The 20,982-nt window shown below is 73.2% G+C and carries 16 protein-coding genes and 1 pseudogene; 11 read left to right on the top strand and 6 right to left on the bottom strand.

The window, feature by feature from the left end:
* A partial coding sequence (locus AB0K03_RS11070; protein ID WP_364683047.1) for a sigma-70 family RNA polymerase sigma factor occupies positions 1–182 on the top strand: 182 nt, incomplete at its 5' end.
* 102 nt (positions 183–284) lie between these two features.
* Positions 285–1,541, top strand: coding sequence for an alpha-amylase family glycosyl hydrolase (locus AB0K03_RS11065; RefSeq protein ID WP_364683045.1), 1,257 nt, complete (start codon positions 285–287; stop codon positions 1,539–1,541).
* Between the two features lie 168 nt (positions 1,542–1,709).
* On the opposite strand, the gene AB0K03_RS11060 is transcribed toward AB0K03_RS11065, so the two are convergent.
* On the bottom strand, positions 1,710–3,569 hold the full coding sequence (locus tag AB0K03_RS11060) for a sulfatase-like hydrolase/transferase (RefSeq protein ID WP_364683079.1): 1,860 nt from the start codon (positions 3,567–3,569) through the stop codon (positions 1,710–1,712).
* Positions 3,570–3,756: 187 nt separating this feature from the next.
* Between AB0K03_RS11060 and AB0K03_RS11055 the strand changes: the two genes are divergently transcribed.
* The 3 genes from AB0K03_RS11055 to AB0K03_RS11045 all read left to right on the top strand — a co-directional run bounded on the left by AB0K03_RS11055 (position 3,757) and on the right by AB0K03_RS11045 (position 7,938).
* Positions 3,757–6,618, top strand: a complete 2,862-nt coding sequence (locus AB0K03_RS11055) for a GH92 family glycosyl hydrolase (RefSeq protein WP_364683043.1) — start codon at positions 3,757–3,759, stop codon at positions 6,616–6,618.
* A gap of 162 nt (positions 6,619–6,780) precedes the next feature.
* A complete protein-coding gene (locus tag AB0K03_RS11050; protein WP_364683041.1) occupies positions 6,781–7,452 on the top strand; it encodes a DedA family protein in 672 nt (223 codons plus the stop codon).
* Positions 7,453–7,503: 51 nt separating this feature from the next.
* Complete coding sequence (locus AB0K03_RS11045) at positions 7,504–7,938, top strand: hypothetical protein (RefSeq protein WP_364683039.1); 435 nt, start codon at positions 7,504–7,506, stop codon at positions 7,936–7,938.
* A gap of 80 nt (positions 7,939–8,018) precedes the next feature.
* Here AB0K03_RS11045 and AB0K03_RS11040 read toward each other — a convergent pair whose 3' ends face one another.
* Positions 8,019–8,798: a hypothetical protein gene (locus tag AB0K03_RS11040; RefSeq protein ID WP_364683037.1), complete on the bottom strand. Its 780-nt coding sequence runs from the start codon at positions 8,796–8,798 to the stop codon at positions 8,019–8,021.
* A gap of 132 nt (positions 8,799–8,930) precedes the next feature.
* On the opposite strand from AB0K03_RS11040, the gene AB0K03_RS11035 reads away from it, so the two are divergent.
* The 3 genes from AB0K03_RS11035 to AB0K03_RS11025 all read left to right on the top strand — a co-directional run bounded on the left by AB0K03_RS11035 (position 8,931) and on the right by AB0K03_RS11025 (position 11,626).
* Positions 8,931–9,761 (top strand): SDR family NAD(P)-dependent oxidoreductase, encoded by an 831-nt coding sequence (locus AB0K03_RS11035; RefSeq protein WP_364683035.1) that lies wholly within the window; start codon positions 8,931–8,933, stop codon positions 9,759–9,761.
* 66 nt (positions 9,762–9,827) lie between these two features.
* Positions 9,828–10,793 (top strand): ATP-binding cassette domain-containing protein, encoded by a 966-nt coding sequence (locus tag AB0K03_RS11030; protein ID WP_364683033.1) that lies wholly within the window; start codon positions 9,828–9,830, stop codon positions 10,791–10,793.
* Complete coding sequence (locus tag AB0K03_RS11025; protein WP_364683031.1) at positions 10,790–11,626, top strand: ABC transporter permease; 837 nt, start codon at positions 10,790–10,792, stop codon at positions 11,624–11,626. Before AB0K03_RS11030 ends, AB0K03_RS11025 begins: the two co-directional genes overlap by 4 nt.
* Here the strand turns inward: AB0K03_RS11025 and AB0K03_RS11020 are convergent.
* Positions 11,619–14,765: a BTAD domain-containing putative transcriptional regulator gene (locus tag AB0K03_RS11020; protein WP_364683029.1), complete on the bottom strand. Its 3,147-nt coding sequence runs from the start codon at positions 14,763–14,765 to the stop codon at positions 11,619–11,621. The genes AB0K03_RS11025 and AB0K03_RS11020 overlap by 8 nt on opposite strands.
* A 28-nt stretch (positions 14,766–14,793) precedes the next feature.
* Positions 14,794–15,547: pseudogene (locus tag AB0K03_RS11015) on the bottom strand (helix-turn-helix transcriptional regulator); the annotation flags it as partial.
* Positions 15,548–15,656: 109 nt separating this feature from the next.
* Between AB0K03_RS11015 and AB0K03_RS11010 the strand changes: the two are divergent.
* Positions 15,657–15,860 (top strand): 4-oxalocrotonate tautomerase family protein, encoded by a 204-nt coding sequence (locus AB0K03_RS11010; RefSeq protein WP_364683027.1) that lies wholly within the window; start codon positions 15,657–15,659, stop codon positions 15,858–15,860.
* Between the two features lie 21 nt (positions 15,861–15,881).
* Here AB0K03_RS11010 and AB0K03_RS11005 read toward each other — a convergent pair whose 3' ends face one another.
* Positions 15,882–17,027 (bottom strand): hypothetical protein, encoded by a 1,146-nt coding sequence (locus tag AB0K03_RS11005; RefSeq protein ID WP_364683025.1) that lies wholly within the window; start codon positions 17,025–17,027, stop codon positions 15,882–15,884.
* 7 nt (positions 17,028–17,034) lie between these two features.
* The gene (locus AB0K03_RS11000) at positions 17,035–19,146 is read right to left on the bottom strand and encodes an alkaline phosphatase family protein (protein ID WP_364683023.1); all 2,112 of its coding nucleotides are present in this window, start codon (positions 19,144–19,146) and stop codon (positions 17,035–17,037) included.
* Positions 19,147–19,261: 115 nt separating this feature from the next.
* Here AB0K03_RS11000 and AB0K03_RS10995 point away from each other — a divergent pair, with 115 nt between their 5' ends.
* Complete coding sequence (locus AB0K03_RS10995) at positions 19,262–19,729, top strand: DUF6174 domain-containing protein (RefSeq protein WP_364683021.1); 468 nt, start codon at positions 19,262–19,264, stop codon at positions 19,727–19,729.
* 34 nt (positions 19,730–19,763) lie between these two features.
* The gene (locus AB0K03_RS10990; RefSeq protein WP_364683019.1) at positions 19,764–20,981 is read left to right on the top strand and encodes a glycosyl hydrolase family 18 protein; all 1,218 of its coding nucleotides are present in this window, start codon (positions 19,764–19,766) and stop codon (positions 20,979–20,981) included.
* Position 20,982: the final 1 nt, after the last annotated feature.

The following is a 20,982-nucleotide window of genomic DNA, read 5'->3' as shown; positions in this document are numbered from 1 at the left end:
TCGGCCCCGCCCTGGCCGGCCTCGACGAGCGCGAACAGAAGATCCTCACCCTGCGCTTCTACGGCAACCTCACCCAGTCGCAGATCGCCGAGCAGATCGGCATCTCCCAGATGCACGTCAGCCGCCTGCTCACCAAGGCCCTGACCAAGCTGCGCACCCAGCTCGCCGCCGAGGCGCTCTGACCTTCGCACCACCGAGAACGCCGGTCCGGTTCGGGCCGGCGTTCGCCATGTCCGCCCCCGTGCACTCAAGCGCCGACGCCCCCGCCACCGTAGAGTGATCGAATGACCGAGGCCGGATGGGTGCAGCACGCCGTGTGGTGGCAGGTGTATCCGCTCGGCTTCGCCGGCGCTTACCCCGAGCACGACAACGGCGGGCTGCGACGGCTCGACGCGTGGCTGGACTACGTCATCGAGCTCGGCGCCTCCGGGCTGATGCTCGGACCGGTGTTCGCGTCCGAGACGCACGGCTACGACACCGTCGACCACCTCCGCATCGATCCGCGGCTCGGCGACGACGCCGACTTCGACGCGCTGATCGCCGCCGCCCACGAGCGCGGGCTGAAGGTGCTGCTCGACGGGGTCTTCAACCACGTCGGCCGCGGGCATCCCGCCTTCCAGGACGTGCTCACCCGCGGCCGGGAGGCGCCCACCGCCGGGTGGTTCCGGCTGACGTGGCGGGAGGGGCGCAGCGAGCCGGAGTACGCCACCTTCGAGGGGCACGGCGCGCTGGTCGCGCTCAACCATCTCGAGCCCGCCGTCGCCGACTATGTCGCCGACGTGATGATCCACTGGCTGCGGCGCGGCGCGGACGGGTGGCGACTGGATGCCGCGTACGCCGTCCCCACCGCGTTCTGGGCCAGGGTGCTGCCCCGGGTGCGGGCCGAGTTCCCCGAGGCGTACGTCTTCGGCGAGGTCATCCACGGCGACTACACCGACTTCGTCAACCGCTCCACCGTGGACTCCGTCACCCAGTACGAGCTCTGGAAGGCGATCTGGAGCGCCCTGGAGTCCCGCAACTTCTTCGAGCTCAGCTGGGCGATGGAACGGCACAACGACTTCCTCGCCGCCTTCGTGCCGCAGACGTTCACCGGCAACCACGACGTCACGCGGCTCGCCAGCCGGCTCAGCGACGAGCGGGACGTGCCGCTGGCCGTCGCCGTCCTGATGACCGTCGGCGGGACGCCCAGCGTCTACTCCGGCGACGAGCAGGGCTTCCGCGGGGTGAAGGAGGACCGGGCGAGCGGCGACGACGCGGTCCGCCCGCCGTTCCCGGAGAAGCCCGCAGACCTCGCGCCGTTCGGCCGCCCGCTGTACCACGTACACCAGGAATTGATCGCCCTGCGCCGCCGCAATCCGTGGCTGCACCGCGCGGTGACCCGGACCCTGCATCTGACCAACGAGCAGTTCGTCTACGAGGCGTCGGCCGACGGGCACCGGCTGGTCATGGCCCTGAACGTGGCGGACGAACCCGCCGAGGTGCCGGCCCCGGGCGGCGGCACCGTCACCCTGGAGCCGCACACCTGGCGGGTGCTGGCCTGACGGCGAGCCCGGCGGTCTCGGCCCGTTCGGCGAGTGAACCGTCCGGGCCGGGCCTTCCTCAGCGGAAGTCGCCGCGTGGTCGCGCGCCCACTCGGCGAAGGTCAGGGCCGGCCGGCCGAGGAGCACCGGGTAGGCGCCGGCCAGCAACGCTCGCGCTTGCGGCGCCGGTCAGCGGCGCGGCGGCGACAGGGACCGGGCCACGTCACCCGAGGGGCCGTACGCGGTCAGGAACTTGTCCCGGAACTGGTTCATCGGGAACGCCGGCACGTCCGCGGCGGGACGCAGGCCGTCGGTCCAGCCCCAATCGGCGATCTTGTCGAGCACGGCCGGGTCCTTCGCGACGATCGTGATGGGCACGTCGTGGCTGGCGTCCTCGCCGACCACGATCGGTGCGGGCTGGTGGTCGCCCAGGAACACCATGACGGTGTTGTCGTCGCCGTACTTCTCCAGGTACGAGATCAGCGTCGACAGCGTGTACTGGATCGACCGGCTGTACTCGCGCTTGACCTTCGCCGGGTCCTTCCACACCGCGCCGGGCTTCTTCGCATTGGCGTGGATCTTCTCGTACACCGAGCCGTCGCCCACGTCGTTCCAGTCGATCATGCTGGGGATCGGCGCCCACGGGGTGTGGCTGGACACCAGCGGCATCTCGACGAACAGCGGCGCGTGCGACGGGCCGTGGACGTTCTTCTGCAGCCACGAGAGCGTGTACTGGTCGGGCTGGGGACCCCAGCCGAAGCGCGGGCCCGCGTACCCCATGTTGCGGGAGTCGTAGACGCGGTTGTACCCGTAGAAGTTGCCCTCCGGCCACGCCCGGGTCGCTCCCGGCATGACGCTCATCGTGTCGTAGCCCGCCTTGCGGGTCAGGCTCGTGAGCGTGAGCCGCTCGCTCGAGGTGAGGTTGCGGTAGCGCTGCTGGTTGTTGATCCACAGGCCGGACAGCAGCGTCGAGTGGGCCAGCCAGCTCCCGCCGCCGAAGGTCGGAGAGGTCAGCCAGCCGCTCTTCGCGGCGTACCCGGCCTTGGTCAGCGTCGCGGTGCCCTGGTCGAGGACCTTGACCGTCCCGGCGTTGAGCACCGGGTCCTCGACCGCCGAGCGGCCGTAGCTCTCCACGAACGTGAGCAGCAGGTCCTTGCCGCGCAGCGAGGTGAGCAGCTGGTCGCCGGGCACGTTCGCGAACGCGTCGACCTTCACCTCGCGGGCGAAGTCGGCCTCGTCACGGATGCCACCGCGGACCATGTGGGCGCGGTCCCAGGCGTACATGGCGCTGGCACGGGCGGCCACCGGCATGGTGCCGAAGACCTGGACGCCGAGCGCGAAGCAGGCCACCCAGGCGGCCGTGCCGGCCAGGGCCGTCCGCGCGGTCGCCGTACGGTGCGTCGCGGCCACCCGGGCGATGCGCAGCGCCGCCAGCGTGGTCAGCGTCATGATCGCCAGCACGAGGACGATCACGCCGATCAGCGCGCCGATCGCACCCGCCTGGCCGGCCGAGTCCCGCAGGAACGCCTCGGCGTCGTCGAGCAGCACCCAGTCGAGGACCGGGTCGAACGGGCGGGCCAGCACCTGGTAGAAGCCCATGTCCACGGTCTTCTCGACCATCAGCAGGCCGAGTCCGGCGCCGAGCACGCCGGCGACGATCCGCTTCCAGCGGCCGGGCAGGACCAGCAGCAGGCCGAGCGCGACGAAGCCCTCGATCGGCAGGCGGAAGTAGGTGCCGGGGCGCTCCAGGCGGTTGACGATGTTCGGCATGATCAGCCCGGCGAAGATCAGGGCGATCGCGCCGGCCGTGAGGGCCCGGCCGCCGATCCGCCGCAGCCGGCTGCGCGGGGGAACGGGCTCAGCGGGCGCGGCCGGCTCCTCGGCGGCCGGCGCCGCAGCCGTCTCCGCGGCCGGCTCGGCGGCGGACTCCGCAGCCGGCTCGGCGGCCGCGGGGGACGACTCATCGCCGCAGGTGGAGGGGGATTCGTCCGGGGAGGGCGGCGAGGCCGGCCGGCGCAGGCGGGTGGCCAGCACTTCCCGCAGGGACACAGACAAGACGGGGTCCTCCTCGTGGCGAACGTTCCAGGAGGGGGAACGGATCTCGCCGGGCGACGGTTCAACCACGGTCCGAGTTCACCGGGCGTACACCTTCGCGCAGGCGGTTGACACATCGGATCAAGTCGATGGAGGCTGACCTCCGACATGGTCTGACATCGATGTCATCAGGGGGACCCGCATGCTCGGACTCCGTACCGCCGCCGCCCTGGCCGGGGTGGCGCTGACCGTACCGATCGGCGCAGCCGCGCAGGCCGCCGCGCCCTTACCGCCCTTGGTCGCGGAGCCGGCGTCGTACGTCAATCCGTTCATCGGCACGACGAACCTCGGCAACACGTACCCGGGAGCGGTCACGCCGTTCGGCATGCTGGCGTGGAGCCCGCAGACCTCGCGCGGCAACCAGCTGTCGACGCCCGCGCCGGGCGGCTACCAGTACACGGCGACGCGCATCCGCGGGCTCAGCCTGACGCACCTCAGCGGCGTCGGCTGCTCCGGCGCCAACGGGGACATCCCGATCATGCCGCACGTCGGCGAGGTCGCCGGGTCGCCGACCGCGGACGCGACCGACGCCGTGTACGCCAGCACGTTCTCGCACGCCAATGAGGCCGCCAAGCCGGGCTGGTACAAGGTCGGGCTGGACAGCGGCGCCGGGGCCGAGCTGACCGCGACGCCGCGTACCGGGTTCGGGAAGTTCACGTTCCCCGCCGACAAGCCGGCCAGCCTGCTGTTCCGCACGTCGCTGTCGGAGACCGGCAGCGAGGACGCGACCGTCCACATCGACCCGGCGACGCAGACGGTGACCGGCTCGGTGAGCGCGGGCAACTTCTGCGGCCCGCAGAGCACGAACAACTCGCACGCGTACTACACGCTGCACTTCGTCGCGAAGCTCGACAAACCGTTCGCGGCGACGGGCACGTGGAAGGACACCACGCTCACCCCCGGCGGCACGGACGCTCAGGGTGGCAGCGGCTACAGCTCCACCGGCCGGCCGAACCCGAACAAGGGCTCCGGCGGGTACGTGACCTTCGCACCTGGCACGACGAGCGTGAGCATGCGCGTCGCCATCTCGTACGTGAGCCTCGACGGCGCGCAGAACAACCTCGCCGCGGAGTCGCCGGAGCGGCTGAGCTTCGCCGCGATCCAGGCCGGTGCGCGAGCCGCGTGGTCGCAGCGGCTCAAGAAGATCGGCATCGGCGGCGGCACCGAGGATCAGAAGACCACCTTCTACACGGCGCTGTACCACTCGATGCTCGAGCCGACGCTGACCAGCGACGTCGACGGCCGCTACTACGGCGCGGACGACGAAATCCACACGTTATCCACAGGACAGAAGGCGCAATACGGGACGTTCTCCGGCTGGGACGTGTACCGGGCGCAGGTCCAGCTGCTCGCGCTGCTCGACCCGAAGATGGCGAGTGACTACGCGCAGAGCCTGTTCAACTACGCCACCCAGCGCGACGGCGAGTGGGACCGGTGGCTGCTGCAGCACGGCAAGACGGCGGTCATGTCCGGCGACCCCGCGGCGGCAGCCGTGGCGGGCATGCACGCCTTCGGCGCCCGCGACTTCGACGTCAAGGGCGCGTTCGACTCGCTGGTGCACGCGGCCACCGTGCCGACGGCCAACGACTCCAGCGACGCGGGCTGCAACGTCGAGTGCGTGGGCCAGCGCCCGGCGCTCGACAAGTACCTGAAGCTCGGCTACGTCCCCGCCGACGACTGCCATTGCTGGGGCGGCGCGGCGGAGACCCTCGAGGACGCGGCGGCCGACTACGGCATCGCGCAGCTGGCCAAGGCGCTCGGCGACGACGAGAAGCACGCGCAGTTCCTCGAGCGTTCGCACAACTGGCGCAACGTGTTCGATCCGCAGGCCAAGGCCGACCCGGGTCTCGAGCACAACATCCGGGAACGGATCACCGAGATCCAGGCCAGCGCCGAGAACGCCCCGTTCGAGGGCAAGGCGCAGGCCTTCGACGGCGACAAGGGCACCAAGTGGCTCACCTTCGCCACCACCGGCTGGATCCAGGCCGAGCTGAGCTCCCCGCTGACCGTCAACCGGTACGCGATCACCTCCGCCAACGACGTACCCGAGCGCGACCCGAAGGACTGGCAGCTGCAGGGCTCGGCCGACGGCAGCACGTGGACGACGATCGACTCCCGCTCCGGCGAGAGCTTCGACAAGCGCGGCCAGACCAAGGAGTACGAGGTCAGCGACCCGAAGCCGTACGCGTACTACCGGCTGAACGTGACCGCCAACGGCGGCGCGCCGATCGTGCAGCTCGCCGAGCTGGAGCTGGCCGACCCGGCCGTGCCGACCCCGGTGCCGGCCGACGGCTCGGCCGTGGGCTGGATGCGCGACCGCTACAGCGACGGCACGTGGGCCGAGGGTTTCAGCCCGTCCACCGGCACCGGGTTCGTCGAGGGCAGCAGCGCCCAGTACACCTGGATGGTGTACTCCGACGTGGTGACGCTCGCCGAGAAGATGGGCGGTAACGCGACGGCGATCGAGCGGCTGGACGGCTTCTTCCGCAAGCCGGACGGCACGTTCGACCTGAGCGCCACGAGCGGCACGAAGTTCGACGCGACCAACGAGCCGGACATCCAGACGCCGTACCTCTACAACTACTTCGGGGCCGCGTACAAGACGCAGGAGACGGTCCGCGCGATCATCGACGGCAAATGGAGCAACGGCACCGGTGGCATCCCCGGTAACGACGACGCCGGCACGATGAGCGCCTGGTACGTCTTCTCCGCGCTGGGCCTCTACCCCACGGTCCCGACCCGCGCCGAGCTGGCCCTGACCAGCCCGCTGTTCCCCCGCGCGGTGGTGCACCTGGGCAGCGGCGCGGATCTGACGATCGAGGCGCCGCGTACCGACGCCAAGGCGATCTACGTGCAGAAGCTGACGGTCGACGGCAGGTCGACCACCAAGGGCTGGCTTCCCGCGTCGGCGGTCACCAAGGGCGCGAAGCTCAGTTACACCCTGGGCACGACCCCGAGCCGTACGTGGGGCAGCGGCCCGGGCGATGTGCCACCGCAGAACTAACCTTCGTTGCATAGCGGTTGCTATCACCGCGTAAGCACGACATGGGGTGCCCCGGCGAGGGATCGTCGGGGCACACCCGTGTTTGGCCGCCCGCCCGGCGGATACCGTGTCAGGCCGAAGGGGCCGCCGCCCCACACCGATGACGGGAGCGCTTGAGGACCCATGCCGCCCACCGACGACCTGCCGAGCTTCCTGCACGGGGTGGCCCCGATCCTGGACAACTGGGGTTACCTGGCGGTGGCCGGCGTGATCGGGGTGGAGAGCTTCGGCGTGCCGGCGCCCGGTCAGACGATCATGGTTGCGGCCGCGATCTACTCCAGCTGGGGGCGGCTCGACATCTTCGCGGTGGCGGCGATCTCCTTCGTCGCGGCGGTGCTCGGCGACAACGTCGGTTACTGGATCGGCGTCCGCGGCGGACGCAAGGCGGTGCACCGGTTCGGCCGGTACATCTTCATCACGCCCGAGCGGCTCGAACGGGCCGAGAAGTTCTTCGCCCGGCGCGGCAACCGGGTCGTCGTGGTGGCCCGGTTCATCGACGGGCTGCGGCAGCTCAACGGCGTGATCGCGGGCATCACCGCGATGCCGTGGCGCACGTTCCTGCTGTACAACGCCATCGGGGCCGCGCTCTGGGTGGGCTGGTGGACCACGGTGGCGTACCTGCTCGGCACCCACCTGGTCGAGATCATCGACCACGCGCACAAGTACAAGTGGTGGGCGCTCATCGCGATCGTGCTCGCGATCGGCGCGTACGTCGCCCTGCACATGCGCCACATCAGGCGGCGCCGGGCCCGGGCCGCCGCCGAGGATACGGTGGAAGTCGACTCGCAGGCTTGACCGTCACCCGTCCGGGTACCGCTGAAACAGAACCGGATGGGAGTGATGACTGTGACCGACCGGACACTCGACCGCCGCCGGGACCGCGCCGGTGCCGCCGGCGCCGCCGCCGAGCGGGCCGAGGCGGCCGTGACCGACCTCGACAACCAGCTGCGGACCATCGCCGACCTGACGCTGCAACAGCGGCAGTCGCTGCGCAACGCCGTCGACGAGGCGGCCCGCCTGAAGCGCTCGCTGAAGGCCGCACGCCAGCGGCGGGCCGAGCTGCTCAAGGACCGCAAGAAGGCCGCGCTCAAGGCGGGCAAGGCGCGCGACAAGGCCCGCACCGCCGAGGCGAAGTACGACAAGCAGCTGCTGGCCGACATGATCCGCCGCGAGAAGGAACGGGACCGGGCGGCCTCGGCCCCGGATCCGCAGCCCGAGCGGGAGACCGCGAGCACCGCGACGGCCCGCCGCACTGCCGCGCGCAAGACCGCGCGATCCTGAGCTTCTTCCAGGTACGCGTCACCGAGGCGGGACAACCGCAGCACCGGGGCGCCGCCCTCGGGGCTCCCGCGGCCGGGTCCTCACGTACCGGTCGCGGCCCCACCCTGCGTGCCCTGATCCGGCGCCGCGCCGTCATCCGGCCCGCCCTGCGACAGCCCGCCACCGTCCCGCTGCTGTGCGCCGGCGAGGTCGGAGTCGATGACCGCGGTGGCCGTGGCCGTGTCCCCGGACCTCGTCGCGACGACCCGTACGGTGTGCCCGCTCTGCACGTCGGAGATCTGGTCGGCGCCGTTGTCCACGGTCGTCGAGCCACCGACGACGTACGTCCGGCTGTAGCCGTCCGCGCTCTTCACCGTGATCGAGGTCGAGCTGACCGCCGACACCGTGCCGGTCTGGGTCTCCTGGGTCACGTAGCCGCCGTTGCCGTCCGGCACGACGTACGTGCCGTGCAGCGCGGCGGCCATGCCGGGACCGCCGCCGCCACCGCGACCGAACTGTCCGCGGTCACCGCCGCCGGGCAGCCCTCGGCCCCCGTCCTGAGGGTCCCGCGAGCCCTGGTCCCCTGACGATCCGCCGGCCGCGGCGCTGGTCGTACCGCCGCCCTCGCCTCCGGAACCGACCACTGCGGCCGTCACCCCGGCGGTCGCGACCACCGCGGCCGCGACAGCGCCGGCCAGCACCAGCTTGCCCCTCGCTCCCCTGCGTGGTGCGCCGGGCTCTGCGGGCTGCGCGGTCACCGGCGGATGCCATTCCGGCGGCCCGCCGGACGAGCCCGCGGTGACCGGATAGGCGTCGATCACCGTAGGTTCGTCCGCGGGCCGGGCTTGCATGCTGTCGGTCGGGCGGTCGTTGACGGTCATCGGGTTCGACGTCTCCTCGGGTTCGGTTCGGCGCTGCTGGAACCACCGTGACCGGGCGGCCTGTGCGCGGCCTGTGCGACCAGTAGGCGTCACATGTGGCCCGGTGCGCCGCCCTGCCGCGATAATCGATCGATGGAGCGATTCGCGTTCGCGGGGCGTACGTGTGTGATCACCGGCGCGGCGAGCGGCATCGGCGCCGCGCTCGCCCTGGACCTCGCGAAGCGCCGGTCGGTGCTCGTGCTGGTCGACAAGGACGCCGACGGGCTGGCGCGGGTCGCCGAGACGGCCCGGCAGATCGGCGCCGCGCAGGTCGGCACGTTCGTGATCGACCTGGCCGACGGCGGCGACCGGGCCGACCTGGCCGCCGAGGTCGCCGCCCGGCACGGCGGCGCGGACCTGCTCGTCAACAACGCCGGCGTCGCCCTCAGCGGCACGTTCGACCAGGTCAGCCTCAAGGACTTCGACTGGCTGATGGAGATCAACCTGCACGCGGTGGTACGCCTGACCAAGGCGTTCCTGCCGCAGCTGATGGGCCGCCCCGGCTCGCACGTCGTCAACATCTCCAGCCTCTTCGGGCTCATCGCGCCGCCGGCCCAGGTCGCGTACGCGACGAGCAAGTACGCCGTCCGCGGCTTCTCCGAGGCGCTTCGGCACGAGCTGGCCGGCCGCGTAGGCGTGACCGTGGTGCACCCGGGCGGCGTACGCACCAACATCGCCCGCAACGCGCGGCTCAGCGGGCCCGACGTCGACGGCCGGCAGGCGGCGCAGATCGAACGGTTCACCGAGAAGGCGCTGACCCTGCCCCCGGAGGAGGCGGCCCGGCAGATCGTCGCGGCCGTGCAGGCCCGCAAGCCGCGGCTGGTGATCACCCGGGTCGCGAAGCTGGCCGACCTGCTGGCCCGGTTCGCGCCGGGACGCTACTGGACCGTCATCGAGCGGCAGATCCGCGACCGCGGCTTGTAGGAGCCTGTCAGGCCGTGTCGGCGCGATGTCGGCGCCGTGTCAGCGGCGCCGCGCACGCTGGGCGGCATGACAACAGACCTGGTGATCGAGGCCGAAGGCCTCGTCAAGCGCTTCGGCGCGACGAAGGCGCTGCAGGGCGTCGACCTGGCCGTACCGCGCGGCACGGTGCTGGGGGTGCTGGGGCCCAACGGCGCCGGCAAGACCACCGCCGTGCGCATCCTGTCCACGCTGCTCACCCCCGACGGCGGCTCCGCGCGGATCGCCGGCCACGACGTGGTGCGCGACGCCGAGCGGGTCCGGCAGGCGATCGGCCTCACCGGCCAGTACGCCTCCGTCGACGAGGACCTCACCGGCCGGCAGAACCTGGAGCTCTTCGGCACGCTGCTCGATCTCGGCCGGGCCGGCGCGCGGCGGCGGGCCGCCGAGCTGCTCGAGTGGTTCGACCTGACCGACGCGGCCGACCGGATGGCGAAGACGTACTCCGGGGGCATGCGGCGGCGCCTCGACCTGGCCGCGAGCCTGGTGGGCTCACCTCAGGTGATCTTCCTCGACGAGCCCACCACAGGCCTCGACCCGGCCAAGCGCGAGGACATGTGGGACGTCGTCCGCACGCTGGTCACCGGCGGCGCGACGGTGCTGCTCACCACGCAGTACCTGGAGGAGGCCGACGCGCTGGCCGACGCGATCACCGTGATCGACCACGGCCGGGTCATCGCCCACGACACCCCGGACGGGCTCAAGCGGGTGGTCGGCGGCCAGACGCTGGAGGTACGCCCGGCCGCTCTCGCCGATCTGGGGCGTACCGCGGCGATCCTCTCCGAGGTCTCGACGGGCGCGGCGGCCGACGAGATCCGCAAGGGCGTCCTCGCCGTCCCGGTGGCCGGTGACGCGGCGCTGACCGAGGCGGTCGCACGGCTGGCCGGGGCGGGCGTACCCGTCACCGAGCTCTCCCTGCACCTCCCCAGCCTCGACGAGGTGTTCTTCACCCTCACCGGCGCTCCCCACCACGAGAAGGAAGAGGTTGCCGCATGACCACCACCATCGCCACCGAGCCGCCCCGTTCCAACCCGGTCGTGCCGGCCGAGGCCGTACCCCGGAAACGCCCGCTGAGGTTGTTGCGGCATTCACTCGCCCTGACGAAACGCAGCCTCATCAAGACCGCGCGTACGCCCGAGGCGCTCATCGACGTGACCCTGCAGCCGGCGCTGTTCCTGGTCATCTTCGTGTACATCTTCGGCGGCGCGGTGGCCGGCTCCACCCACGACTACCTGCAGTTCCTGCTGCCCGGCATCCTCGCGCAGACCATCGCCACCGGCTGCATCGCGATCGGCGTCAACCTCAACACCGACCTGCAGAAAGGCATCTTCGACCGGTTCCGGTCGCTGCCGGTGCCCCGGTCGGCCCCGCTGGTCGGCGCGGTGCTCGGCGACATCGTCCGCTACGTGATCGTCACCGGGGTGACCCTGGCGATGGGGTACGTGATGGGCTTCCGCATCACCACCGACCCGCTGAGCGCGCTCGCCGGCTGCCTGCTCGCCGTACTCTTCGCGCTGTGCCTGAGCTGGCTGCCGGTCTTCGTCGCGATGAACGTCCGGACCCCCGGCGCGGTGCAGGGCCTGATGTTCGCGCTGATCATGCCGCTGAGCTTCGCGTCGAACGTCTTCGTCGGCACCGACACGCTGCCCGGCTGGATGCAGGGCTTCGTGGACGTCAACCCGCTGACCCACCTGGTCGGCGCGACCCGGGGACTCTTCCTCGGTACGCCGATCGGCGACCACGTGTGGTGGACGCTCGCCTGGTGCGCCGGGTTCGTCGTGGTGTTCATGCCGCTGGCGCTGCGGGCGTACCGGCGGAAGGCTAGCTGAGCAGGCGGGCCATGAGCTCGTGGATCCGCGCGACGGTCGCCGCCACGGTCTCGTCGGCGCAGGCGGCCAGCAACGCCCGGCGGTGGTCCTCGTCCCCGAGGGCCACCGCCAGCCGGCCGCTGTCCCCGGAGGGGAACATCATCCGGTCGTACGCGCCGATCCGGCGTGCCGCCGCCCAGAGCTCCCCGGCGCTGTCGGCGTCCCCGCGGTACGCGGCCAGCACCGCCCCGCCCAGCCCCCACCCGCCCGCGAACTGGGCGTCCTGCAGCGGCAGCCCCTCGTCGCGGACCTGCGCGAGCAGCGCCGTCGCCCGCGCGTCGGCCCCCTCGACCGGCCGCTCACCGGCGACCGTCACGTACAGGGCGGCAACGGTGACCGCGAACAAGACCCGCAGCTGAGGCATCGGCTCGGTGAACCCGCCGAACGTCCCGATCACCGCGTCGGCGTACCGCAGCACCTCGTCGTGCTCCCGCCGCTGCCACGCCACGTGGGCGAGGCCGAGGTACGCCTGAGCGACCTGCTCCGGCTCGGCGTGGCCCGACGTCACCGTCTCGTGCAACCGGCGTTCCGCCTCGGCGTCGCCCGCGCGGGCGAGCTGCCCGTCCAGCACCACCCGGAACGACCGGGCGTCCTGCGCGGCGCCCAGCATCTCCATGTGCTGCACTCCGCGCCTGAGCCACCGCACCGCCTCGTCATGCCGCGGCGGCATCGCCTGCCCGATCGAGCCGGCCGCCATCGCCATGCCCCAGTGGTCGCCGACCGCCTCGAAGCGGGCGTACGCGGTCCGGGCGTCGGCCAGCGACTCCTCGGGCATGCCGCCGTTGTCCCGCAGCACCGCGCGCATGAACAGCCCTAGAGCCTGCACGTACGGGTCGGGGTGCCCGATCAGCGTCTCGGCGCCCGCCAGTCCCTCCCGCGAGTCGAACGGGTCGAGCCGGGGAAGCTGCGCCGCCAGCGCGAGGTAGCGCGACGAGATCTCGGCGGACCGCTGCTTGACGACCCGGTCCAGGGCGCGCCGGGCCAGGACGGAGAGCCGTACCGGGCCGGTGATGCCCGCGTTGATCCCCAGCATCAGGCACAGCCCGGCCAGCCGGTCGGCGTCCGGCGGCTCCTTGCCCTCGGCCGGCCCGCCGGCCAGCGCCGAGCGGGTCCGGGCGACCGGGTCGTCGATGTGCAGCAGCGTCCGTGCCCAACCGGAGACCTCGACGTGCAGGCCCCGGACCTGCCACAGATAGAACAGCGCGGCACTCACGTCGACCACGGCGGCCTCGTCGTCGTGGTCCATCGCCCAGCGCAGCGCCGCGGTGAGATTCTCCTGGTCCCGGGCCGTCGCGGCGAGCACCTCGAGCTGCCGCGGCCCGATCTGGCCGGCGGCCAGCTCCACCGAGCGGGCGCGGGCCCACGTGACCAGGCCGGCCATCGCCGCACCGCGGTCGCCGAGGCGGGCCTCGCCGTACTCGCGCACGGTCTCGAGCATCCGGTAGCGCGGCGGACCGCCGTCGCCGTCCTCCAGGGTGAGCAGGGACTGCTCCACCAGCACGGCCAGTCCCCGGCGTACGTCGGGCACCTCCGCGACGGCGGCCGCCGTGCCGGCGGTGAACGCGGCGGGGATCACGGCCAGCCGCTGCATCAGCTCCTGGTCGGCGGGCTTGAGCAGCTCGCGGCTCCAGTCGACCATCGCCCACAGGCTCGCGTGCCGCTCGGGCAGCCCCCGCAGGGCGTCGTCCAGCAGCGCGAACCGGTCGTCGAGGCCGGTCAGGACATCCTCGAGCGGCATGTGCCGCAGGCGGGCGGCGGCCAGCTCGAGGGCGAGCGGCAGATTGTCGAGACGATGGCACAGGGCGAGCGCCTGCCGGCCGTCCCAGGTGGACGGCGCGCCACCGGCCCGGGCCCGGGTCTCCAGCAGGTTCAACGCCTCCGCGTCGGGCAGCATGCGCAGCCGGTGCACGACCTCCCCGGCCAGCCCGAGCGGCGCCCGGCTCGTGGTCAGCACCGCCAGCTCCGGCGAGGCGACCGCGAGCAGGTCGGCGACCACGGCGGCCGCGGCGTCCAGGAGGTGCTCGCAGTTGTCCAGCACGAGAAGCCCGTCGAGCTCCGGCGCCGCCGCGCGCAGCCGCTCCTCCGGGCTCAGCACCCGCCGGTCCCGGCTCAGCGCCGGTGCCGCCACGGCCGTCTCGGCGCCGCCCAGCGCGGCGAGGACCGCGGGCAGAACCTCGCCCGGTGCCCGGACGCCGGCCAGCTCGATGACGCGGACCGGGCCGGGCGCGCGGCGGGCCACCTCGGCCGCGAGCCGGGTCTTGCCGGCGCCTCCGGTCGCCACGATCGTCACGAGCGGCGCTTCGCGCAGCGCCTCCTCCACGGCGGTCACATCGGCGTCCCGGCCGACCAGTGCGGTGCCGGGACGCTGCCACGAACGCGGCATCGTGGCGCGGGCCGGGTGGCGGGGCGCCGCTGCGGGCTTGAGCTGCCCGCGCAGCAGAGCCAGGTGGACCTCCGCGATCACCGGGGACGGGTCGGTGCCGTACCGGTCGGCCAGCTCGCGGCGCAGGTCGTCGACCACCGCCAGCGCCTCGGCGTCTCGGCCCTGCGCCGCCAGCACCCGGACCAGCAGCGCGGCGGCGGGCTCGTCCGGCGGCGTACGCCCGGCCAGCAGCCGCAGGTCCGCCTCGTCGTACGGGCCCCCGCCGGCCAGCGCCACACCGGCCCGCAGCGCCGCGACGTCGCCGAACAGCCGGAGAGTCTCGGCGCCGGTCAGCTCCGGCACCTCCGGGAACAACCCGCGCGCCTGCTCGGCTGCTCGGCGCGCGTCCGGCACCGCGCCGGCGCTCAGGGCGGCACGGCCCTCGTCCACCAGCGCCCGCGCGGCGACGACGTCGATCTCGACCTGGTCGGCGGGCACCCGGTAGCCACCCGCCCCGGCCACCACGGGCAGGCCGAGGCGGCGTACCCGGGAGATCAGCGCCTGCACCGCGCCGGTGGCGTCCTCGGGCGGATCGCCGTCCCAGACGGCGTCGACGAGCGCGGCCGCGGAGACCGGGCGGCCCCGGGCGGCGGCGAGCTCGCGGATCACCGCGGCGAGGCGCTCCCCGCGCACCGGCCGGCCGTCGACGGCCAGCGGGCCGAGCGTCGTGATCCGCACCGGCTCATTGTGTTACACCGGGCAAGGGCGTGAAGAACTGGAGGCGCTGGCGGCCGTCCTCGCTGAACAGGTTCTCGCAGATCACCGTGAGGGTGCCGCGTACCGGATGGTTGATGCGTTTCCGGTCGCCGCGCCGGACCGCGACGTCGCCGGTCTCCCACAGCGCGCGGAACTCGGCGCTGGCCTCGCGGAGGCGGGCCACCAGGTCGGAGGCGTCCGTGTGCGGACCGCGGCGGGCGACCGCCGCGCGCAGGTCGTGGACGAGCACGCGGGAGTGATGCGGGTGGTCCTCGGCCGGGTAGACGTCCCGGGCGGCCGGGTCGGTGAACCAGCGCTCGACGAAGCTGTCCGGCTCGGGCTCGCCGAGCAGCTCGGTGGCGAGGTCGTTCTGCGCGAGGGTCTCGTGCAGATCGGTGAGGACGCGGGCCGGGGTGGCGGTCGAGGCGGTCGAGCAGCGACCGCAGGGCCGGCTGGACCTCCTGCGGCGTGGCCGACCGCGGCGGCGGGGCGAGGTGACCGGCGAGCCGGAAGAGGTAGTCGCGCTCGTCCTGGCCCAGGCACAGGGCCCGGGCCAGCGCTTTGAGCATCTGGGGCGAGGGCTGCGCGCCGCGACCGCGCTCCAGCTCGGTGTAGTAGTCCACCGACGCCCCGGCGAGCACCGCGACCTCGTCCCGGCGCAGGCCCGCGACGCGGCGGCGCGGGCCGGGCGGCAGACCGACCTCGGCGGGCGTGATCCGCGCGCGCCGGGACTGCAGGAAGGCGCCCAGCTCGGGGAGATCCATCTGCCCAGTGTCGCCGCACCGGCAAGGCTCATCCAGGGGTTGGTGTCCCCTGGTTCCGCCCCGGGCGGCCGGTGATCGTGGAGCCGGTAACCACGACGAAGGAGACACCATGCCGTTCGCGAATCTCAAGGTGCCCGCCGGCCTGCTCGACCACGCGCAGAAGGAGGAGCTCATCACCAAGGTCACCGACATGTACGCCGAGGCCTTCGGCGACGACGTCCGCGCCAACACGATGGTGCTGGTCGACGAGGTCGCCGACGGCGGTTGGGGGATCCGCGGCGAGGTGCTCACGCTGGCCAGACTCCAGCAGTGAGCACCTGCGCCGGGCCCCCGGTCAGTGGAAGGACGCGTACCGCTTGCGGTTCTGGCCGCCGATCGTGGTGAAATCGCCGCCCGCGCCGATCGCCCCGCGGCTCCGGTCCACCGCCAGGGCCCGGACGCCGATCACGCCGTTGGCCTGCGGCGCCCAGCCGGTGAGCACACCCTTTCCGCTGATCGCGGCGAGCTTGACGCGCGACACCGAGCCGTCGGTGCAGGCGCCGTGCGCGCCGTTGTTGACGGTCGTGCAGGCCCGGTCGAAGTGCCCGCCCACGTAGACGGTCCCGCCCAGCGTGGCGATGGCCGCCGCGTCGCCGTCGAAGACCCGCTGCCAGCGCATCGCGCCGCCGGCGGTGTACGCGATCGCCCGGCCTCCCTGGCCGCCGGTGGCCGCGTACACCCCGGCGGAGTCGGTGGCGAGACCGTTGACCTGCGCCGGGGCCGTCGGCAGGAAGCCACGGTCGACGGCCCCACCGGACGGGCTGAGCGCCGCGACGCGCAGGGTCCGGCTGACCCCGTTGATCTGGTGGAACGCGCCGCCCACGTAGACCCGCGAGCTGGTGACGGCCAGCGCGTGCACCGAGTCCTCGGCGCTGGGCCGCCAGCCGCGGTCCAGGGCGCCGCTGGACAGCGAGAACGCGGCGAGGTTGCGCCGGGCCGAGCCGTCCACCGCGGTGAAGCTGCCACCGGCGTAGAGCCGGCCGTTGCCGGCGGCGAGGGCGTACGGCGCCCCGCTGACCCGGTGCGCGAAGGCGCCGACCGCGCCGCTGACCGCGTCGAGGCGGGCGAGGTTGTCCCGGGAGCGGCCGGAGACGCTGGTGAAGTCGCCACCCGCGTACACCGCGGAGCCGCTGACGGCGAGGGCTCGTACGGTGCTGTTGGCCGTCGGCGCCCACGGCAGCAGCACGCCGGAGGACGCGTCGAAGGCGGCGAGGCGGGCCCGCGCGTACGTGCGTCCGCCCCAGCTGACGCTGGTGAACGACCCGCCGACGTACGCCGTCGCGCCGCGGTACGCGATCGCGTACACCGAGCCGTTGAAGAGCGGAGCCTTGTCGGGGCCGGCGCCGACAGCGAGCGCGGGGGCCGGTCCGGAGGCGGTGACCAGGGTGGTGGCGGCGAGCGCGGTCAGCAACGCCCGCCGAGCAAAGTGGATGAAACGCACATTTCAATCAACCATCACGGCTGTGTGAAAGTCGCGCCGCCGCGCCGTCGCGGTCCTCCCCGGCGACCGCGAACTCCTCGGCCGCCGGCGTGCCGGCCGCGGTGAGTTCGTCCTGCCGCGGGCTCTGCGTCCGCAGTCCCAGCAGGTCCAGCCAGTCCACCAGCTGCCGGTGCACGGCGTCCGGCCCGTCCAGGTCGCCCTGGGTGATCTGCCACTCGGCCGGGTGCACCAGCATCGCCTCGGTCTGCCAGCCGCCCAGCCCGCCGTGCGAGCCGACCAGCTCCTCGAACGCGGCGACCTCGCTGGTCACCGGGTCCACCGTGCTGATCAGCACCAGGTCGCCGACGTGCTCCGCGCGCTGGTGGCGCAGCAGGTCGGCGCGGGCCAGCGGGCCGTACGGCAGCAGCGGGTCCACGCCCTCGACGGTGCCGTCCGCCAGCCGGTGACTGCCGGCGGAGCCGTACGCGATCGGCCCGTCCTCGTCCTGCACCACCACGAGCCCGATGCCGGGATGCCCGGCGAGCCCCGGGATGAGCCGCGGGTAGACCCGCTCGATGCCCGCGCGGTCCAGCCGCTGCGGATACCGGGTCAGGTAGATCAGCGCCAGGTTGCCCGAAGAGACCACCAGCACCGGAGCGACCGGCGACGTCGGGTATTCCGGCTCCTTCGTCGCCTCCTGCTCGGCGGGTGAGCGGGGCGCCTCGGCCGGGTCCGGCTCGCAGAACCGCGCGACGGCCTGGTCGAGCGTCTCGCCGTGGCGCTGCCGGAACGTGGCGCCCTGGCTCTGCCCGTGGTCGGAGACCACCACGATGCGGTACGCCCGCGCCGCCTCGGCCCCCAGCCGTTCCAGCACGCCGAGCATCCGGTCGAGGCTCTCCAGCTGCCGCATCGTCTCCGGCCGGGCGGGCCCCGCGTGATGCGCCACCTCGTCGTAGTCGACGAGGTCGCAGTACACGACCGGCGCGCCGCGGGCCATCTGCTCGGCCACCAGCGACACGTTGACGTCGCGCAGCAGCATCGAGGCGGGCCGCAGCGCCAGGAACGCGCCGGACCGGCTGACCCGCGGCTGCAGGTTGCGGCGGCGCTGCAGGCGGGCCTGGTGCAGCTCGGTGAAGACCTCGCCGACGCCGAGGACCAGCGCGCGGGTGAAGCCGAACGGGCTCGCCATGAACGCCGCCCAGCCGCGCGCCGAGCGTCCCGGCAGCGCCGCATGGCTGACCGTGAGCAGGTTGATCGCGGCGTCGCCGGAGAACGCGTTGCCGATGCTGACTCCGCCGTCGCGCAGCAGGCCACGGCCGTCGGAGAGGCGCGGCTCGATCACCGCGGCGTCGCGGGGGCGGTTGGAGACCATCAGCCGGCCGGCCTCCTTCTCGTACCACCGGAAGCCGGGGATCTTGCCGGAGGCGCCGTGCAGGATGCCCGCCTGGGAGGCGGGCGTGGTCGACGGCAGGCCGGTGTGCCAGCCGCGCATCGCGTGGGTGCCGGAGCGCAGCCAGCGGCCGATGGTCGGCAGATTCCCCGCGCGGACGGCCCAGCGCAGCACCGGCTCGCTGACCCCGTCCAGCTGGATGATGAGCAGCCCCGGCTCGGCGCCCGGCCGCGGGCGGCGCAGCGTCAGCAGCCGGCCGCCGGCCTGCCGGGCCTGGCGGCGCCGGATGCCGCGCATGAGCCGCCGGGCCTCCTTGATGAAGGTGTCCTCGGTGCCGCTGTCCACCATCCAGTCGAAGATCGCGGCGCAGACCACCGCGAGCAGCGCGGCGACCCCGACGGTGGGCCACCCGCTGAGCCGCTTCGAGGGGTCGAGCTCGAGGGCCACCGCCATCACGGTGACCTGGGCCACCACCCCGAACAGCATGGCGCCCCAGCCGCCGAGCGCGATGATCCCGGCCAGCAGCAGCGGCCGCAGCACCGCGCCGACCAGCGCGACGAGCAGGACGAGGCCCATGGTGTCGACGACGTCCGTGGCGCGTACGCCCGGCATCAGCCACAGCGTCACGGTGAGCACGACGAAGGTCGTCACGCCGTTGCGGATGACCGCCTTCACCCGGTCGTAGACACGCGGCCAGGCGAACAGCGCGCGCAGCTCGTCCCTGCGCCTGCCACCTGGTTGTACGGCCACGAGAAAACGATCGCACAATGCGTCGCAGCTGCGCCGACCGCGTCGGGAACGGGCACTGGAACCGTGCCGCGGCCGTGGCCGTCGGACCGGGTACGTCGACTCCCTGGAGGAACCCGTGCGCCGTCTTCTTCCGTACGCGACTCTGGCCGTGCTCCTGGGCGGCTGCGCGAACGCCGAGCCCGCCACCCCGGCCGCGGCGCCGGCGACCTGGACGCCCCCGGCCAAGTACGCGTTCACCCTCAGCTCCGAGTGCGGCGAGCGCGCGCTGATCGGCCGGTTCCGCGTCACCGTGGAGGACGGCAAGGTGGCCCACGCGGAAGGCCTGGACCAGGCGGCGAAGCGGGCCCTGATGCTGCGCATCGCGAACCTCGTGCCCACCTTGCAGCAGCTCGAGGAAGAGGCCGCCAAGGCGAAGAGCGCGGGTGCCGACGTGGTGCGGGTGGATCGGGACCCGGCGGACGCCCACCCGGTGCGCATCACGATCGACCCGGCGGCGGACGCGACCGACGACGAGGCGTGTTACACGATCCAGGACTACACGATCGGGTTAGCGGCCACGCCGTCCACGTCGCCGTCGAGATAGGTTCGCCGGACCTGCGAGGGATGGGGAGGCCCGCGTGCGGGTCGTACCCGTTCTCGCCGCCATGGCGCTGCTGGCCGGCTGCTCGGCACCGGACACGCCGGATCCCGGGCCGTCGGCCACGCCCGCCGCGCGCCCGGCGCCGCGCGTGGTCGCGTATTTCACGGACTGGGGTGTCTACGGCCGCGACTTCCAGGTGCGCGACGTGGAGACCTCCGGCGCGGCCGGCCGGCTCACCGATCTCGTGTACGCCTTCGGCAAGGTCACCGACGGCGCCTGCAGCACCGGCGACACGTGGGCCGACCAGGGCAGACCGATAGCGGCGGCGGCCAGTGTGGACGGTGCCGCGGACGCGCCGGGGCAGCGGCTACGCGGCAACTTCGGGCAGCTGCGCAAGCTCAAGGCACGCCATCCGGGGCTGCGGGTGCTCTGGTCGTTCGGCGGCTGGACCGGCTCCCGGGGGTTCACCGAGGCCGCGAAGGACCCGGACGCCTTCGCCCGCTCGTGCGCCCGTCTGCTCCGCGACCCGCGCTGGGCCGGGCTCTTCGACGGCATCGACGTGGACTGGGAGTACGCCAACGCCTGCGGGCTGAGCTGCGACGAGAGCGGCCCGCGGGCGCTGCCGGAGATCGTGTCGGCGCTGCGGCGCGCGCTGGGCCCGGACGCCGTGATCAGCGCCGCCGTGCCCGCCGACCTCGGCAAGCTGCGCGCCACGGACTACGCCGCGGTCGCGCGGGACGCCGACTGGCTGAGCGCCATGACGTACGACTTCTTCGGCACGGGCGGCGGCGCCGGGCCCACCGCGCCGCATTCACCGCTGACCGCGTACCCCGGGATCCCGCGGCAGACCGCGACCACCGACGCCGCCGTGCGCGGCCTCCTGGATCTGGGGGTTCCGCCGGAGAAGGTGCTGCTCGGCGTCGGTTTTTACGGCCGCGGGTGGGCCGGGGTGTCGGCCGCGGCGCCGGGCGGCCGCGCGACCGGACCGGCGCGCGGCCGCTACGAGAAGGGCCTCGAGGACTACGACGTGCTGCGCCGCACCTGCCCGCCGACCGGCACGATCGGCGGCACGGCCTACGCCTTCTGCGGCGACCGCTGGTGGAGCTACGACACCCCTGACACGATCAAGACCAAGATGGCGTACGCCGTCAGCAACCGCCTCGGGGGCGCCTTCGCCTGGGAGCTGTCCGGTGACACCCCCGACGCGCAGCTGGTCACCGCGATGGCGACGGGGCTGGGCGCCGGCCGCTCCTGAC

The sequence above is a fragment of the Actinoplanes sp. NPDC049316 genome, from assembly GCF_040677315.1.
Classification (GTDB): Bacteria; Actinomycetota; Actinomycetes; order Mycobacteriales; family Micromonosporaceae; genus Actinoplanes.
The sequence above is the reverse complement of the archived record's forward strand: the minus strand, read 5'-3'. Positions and strand labels throughout refer to the sequence as shown.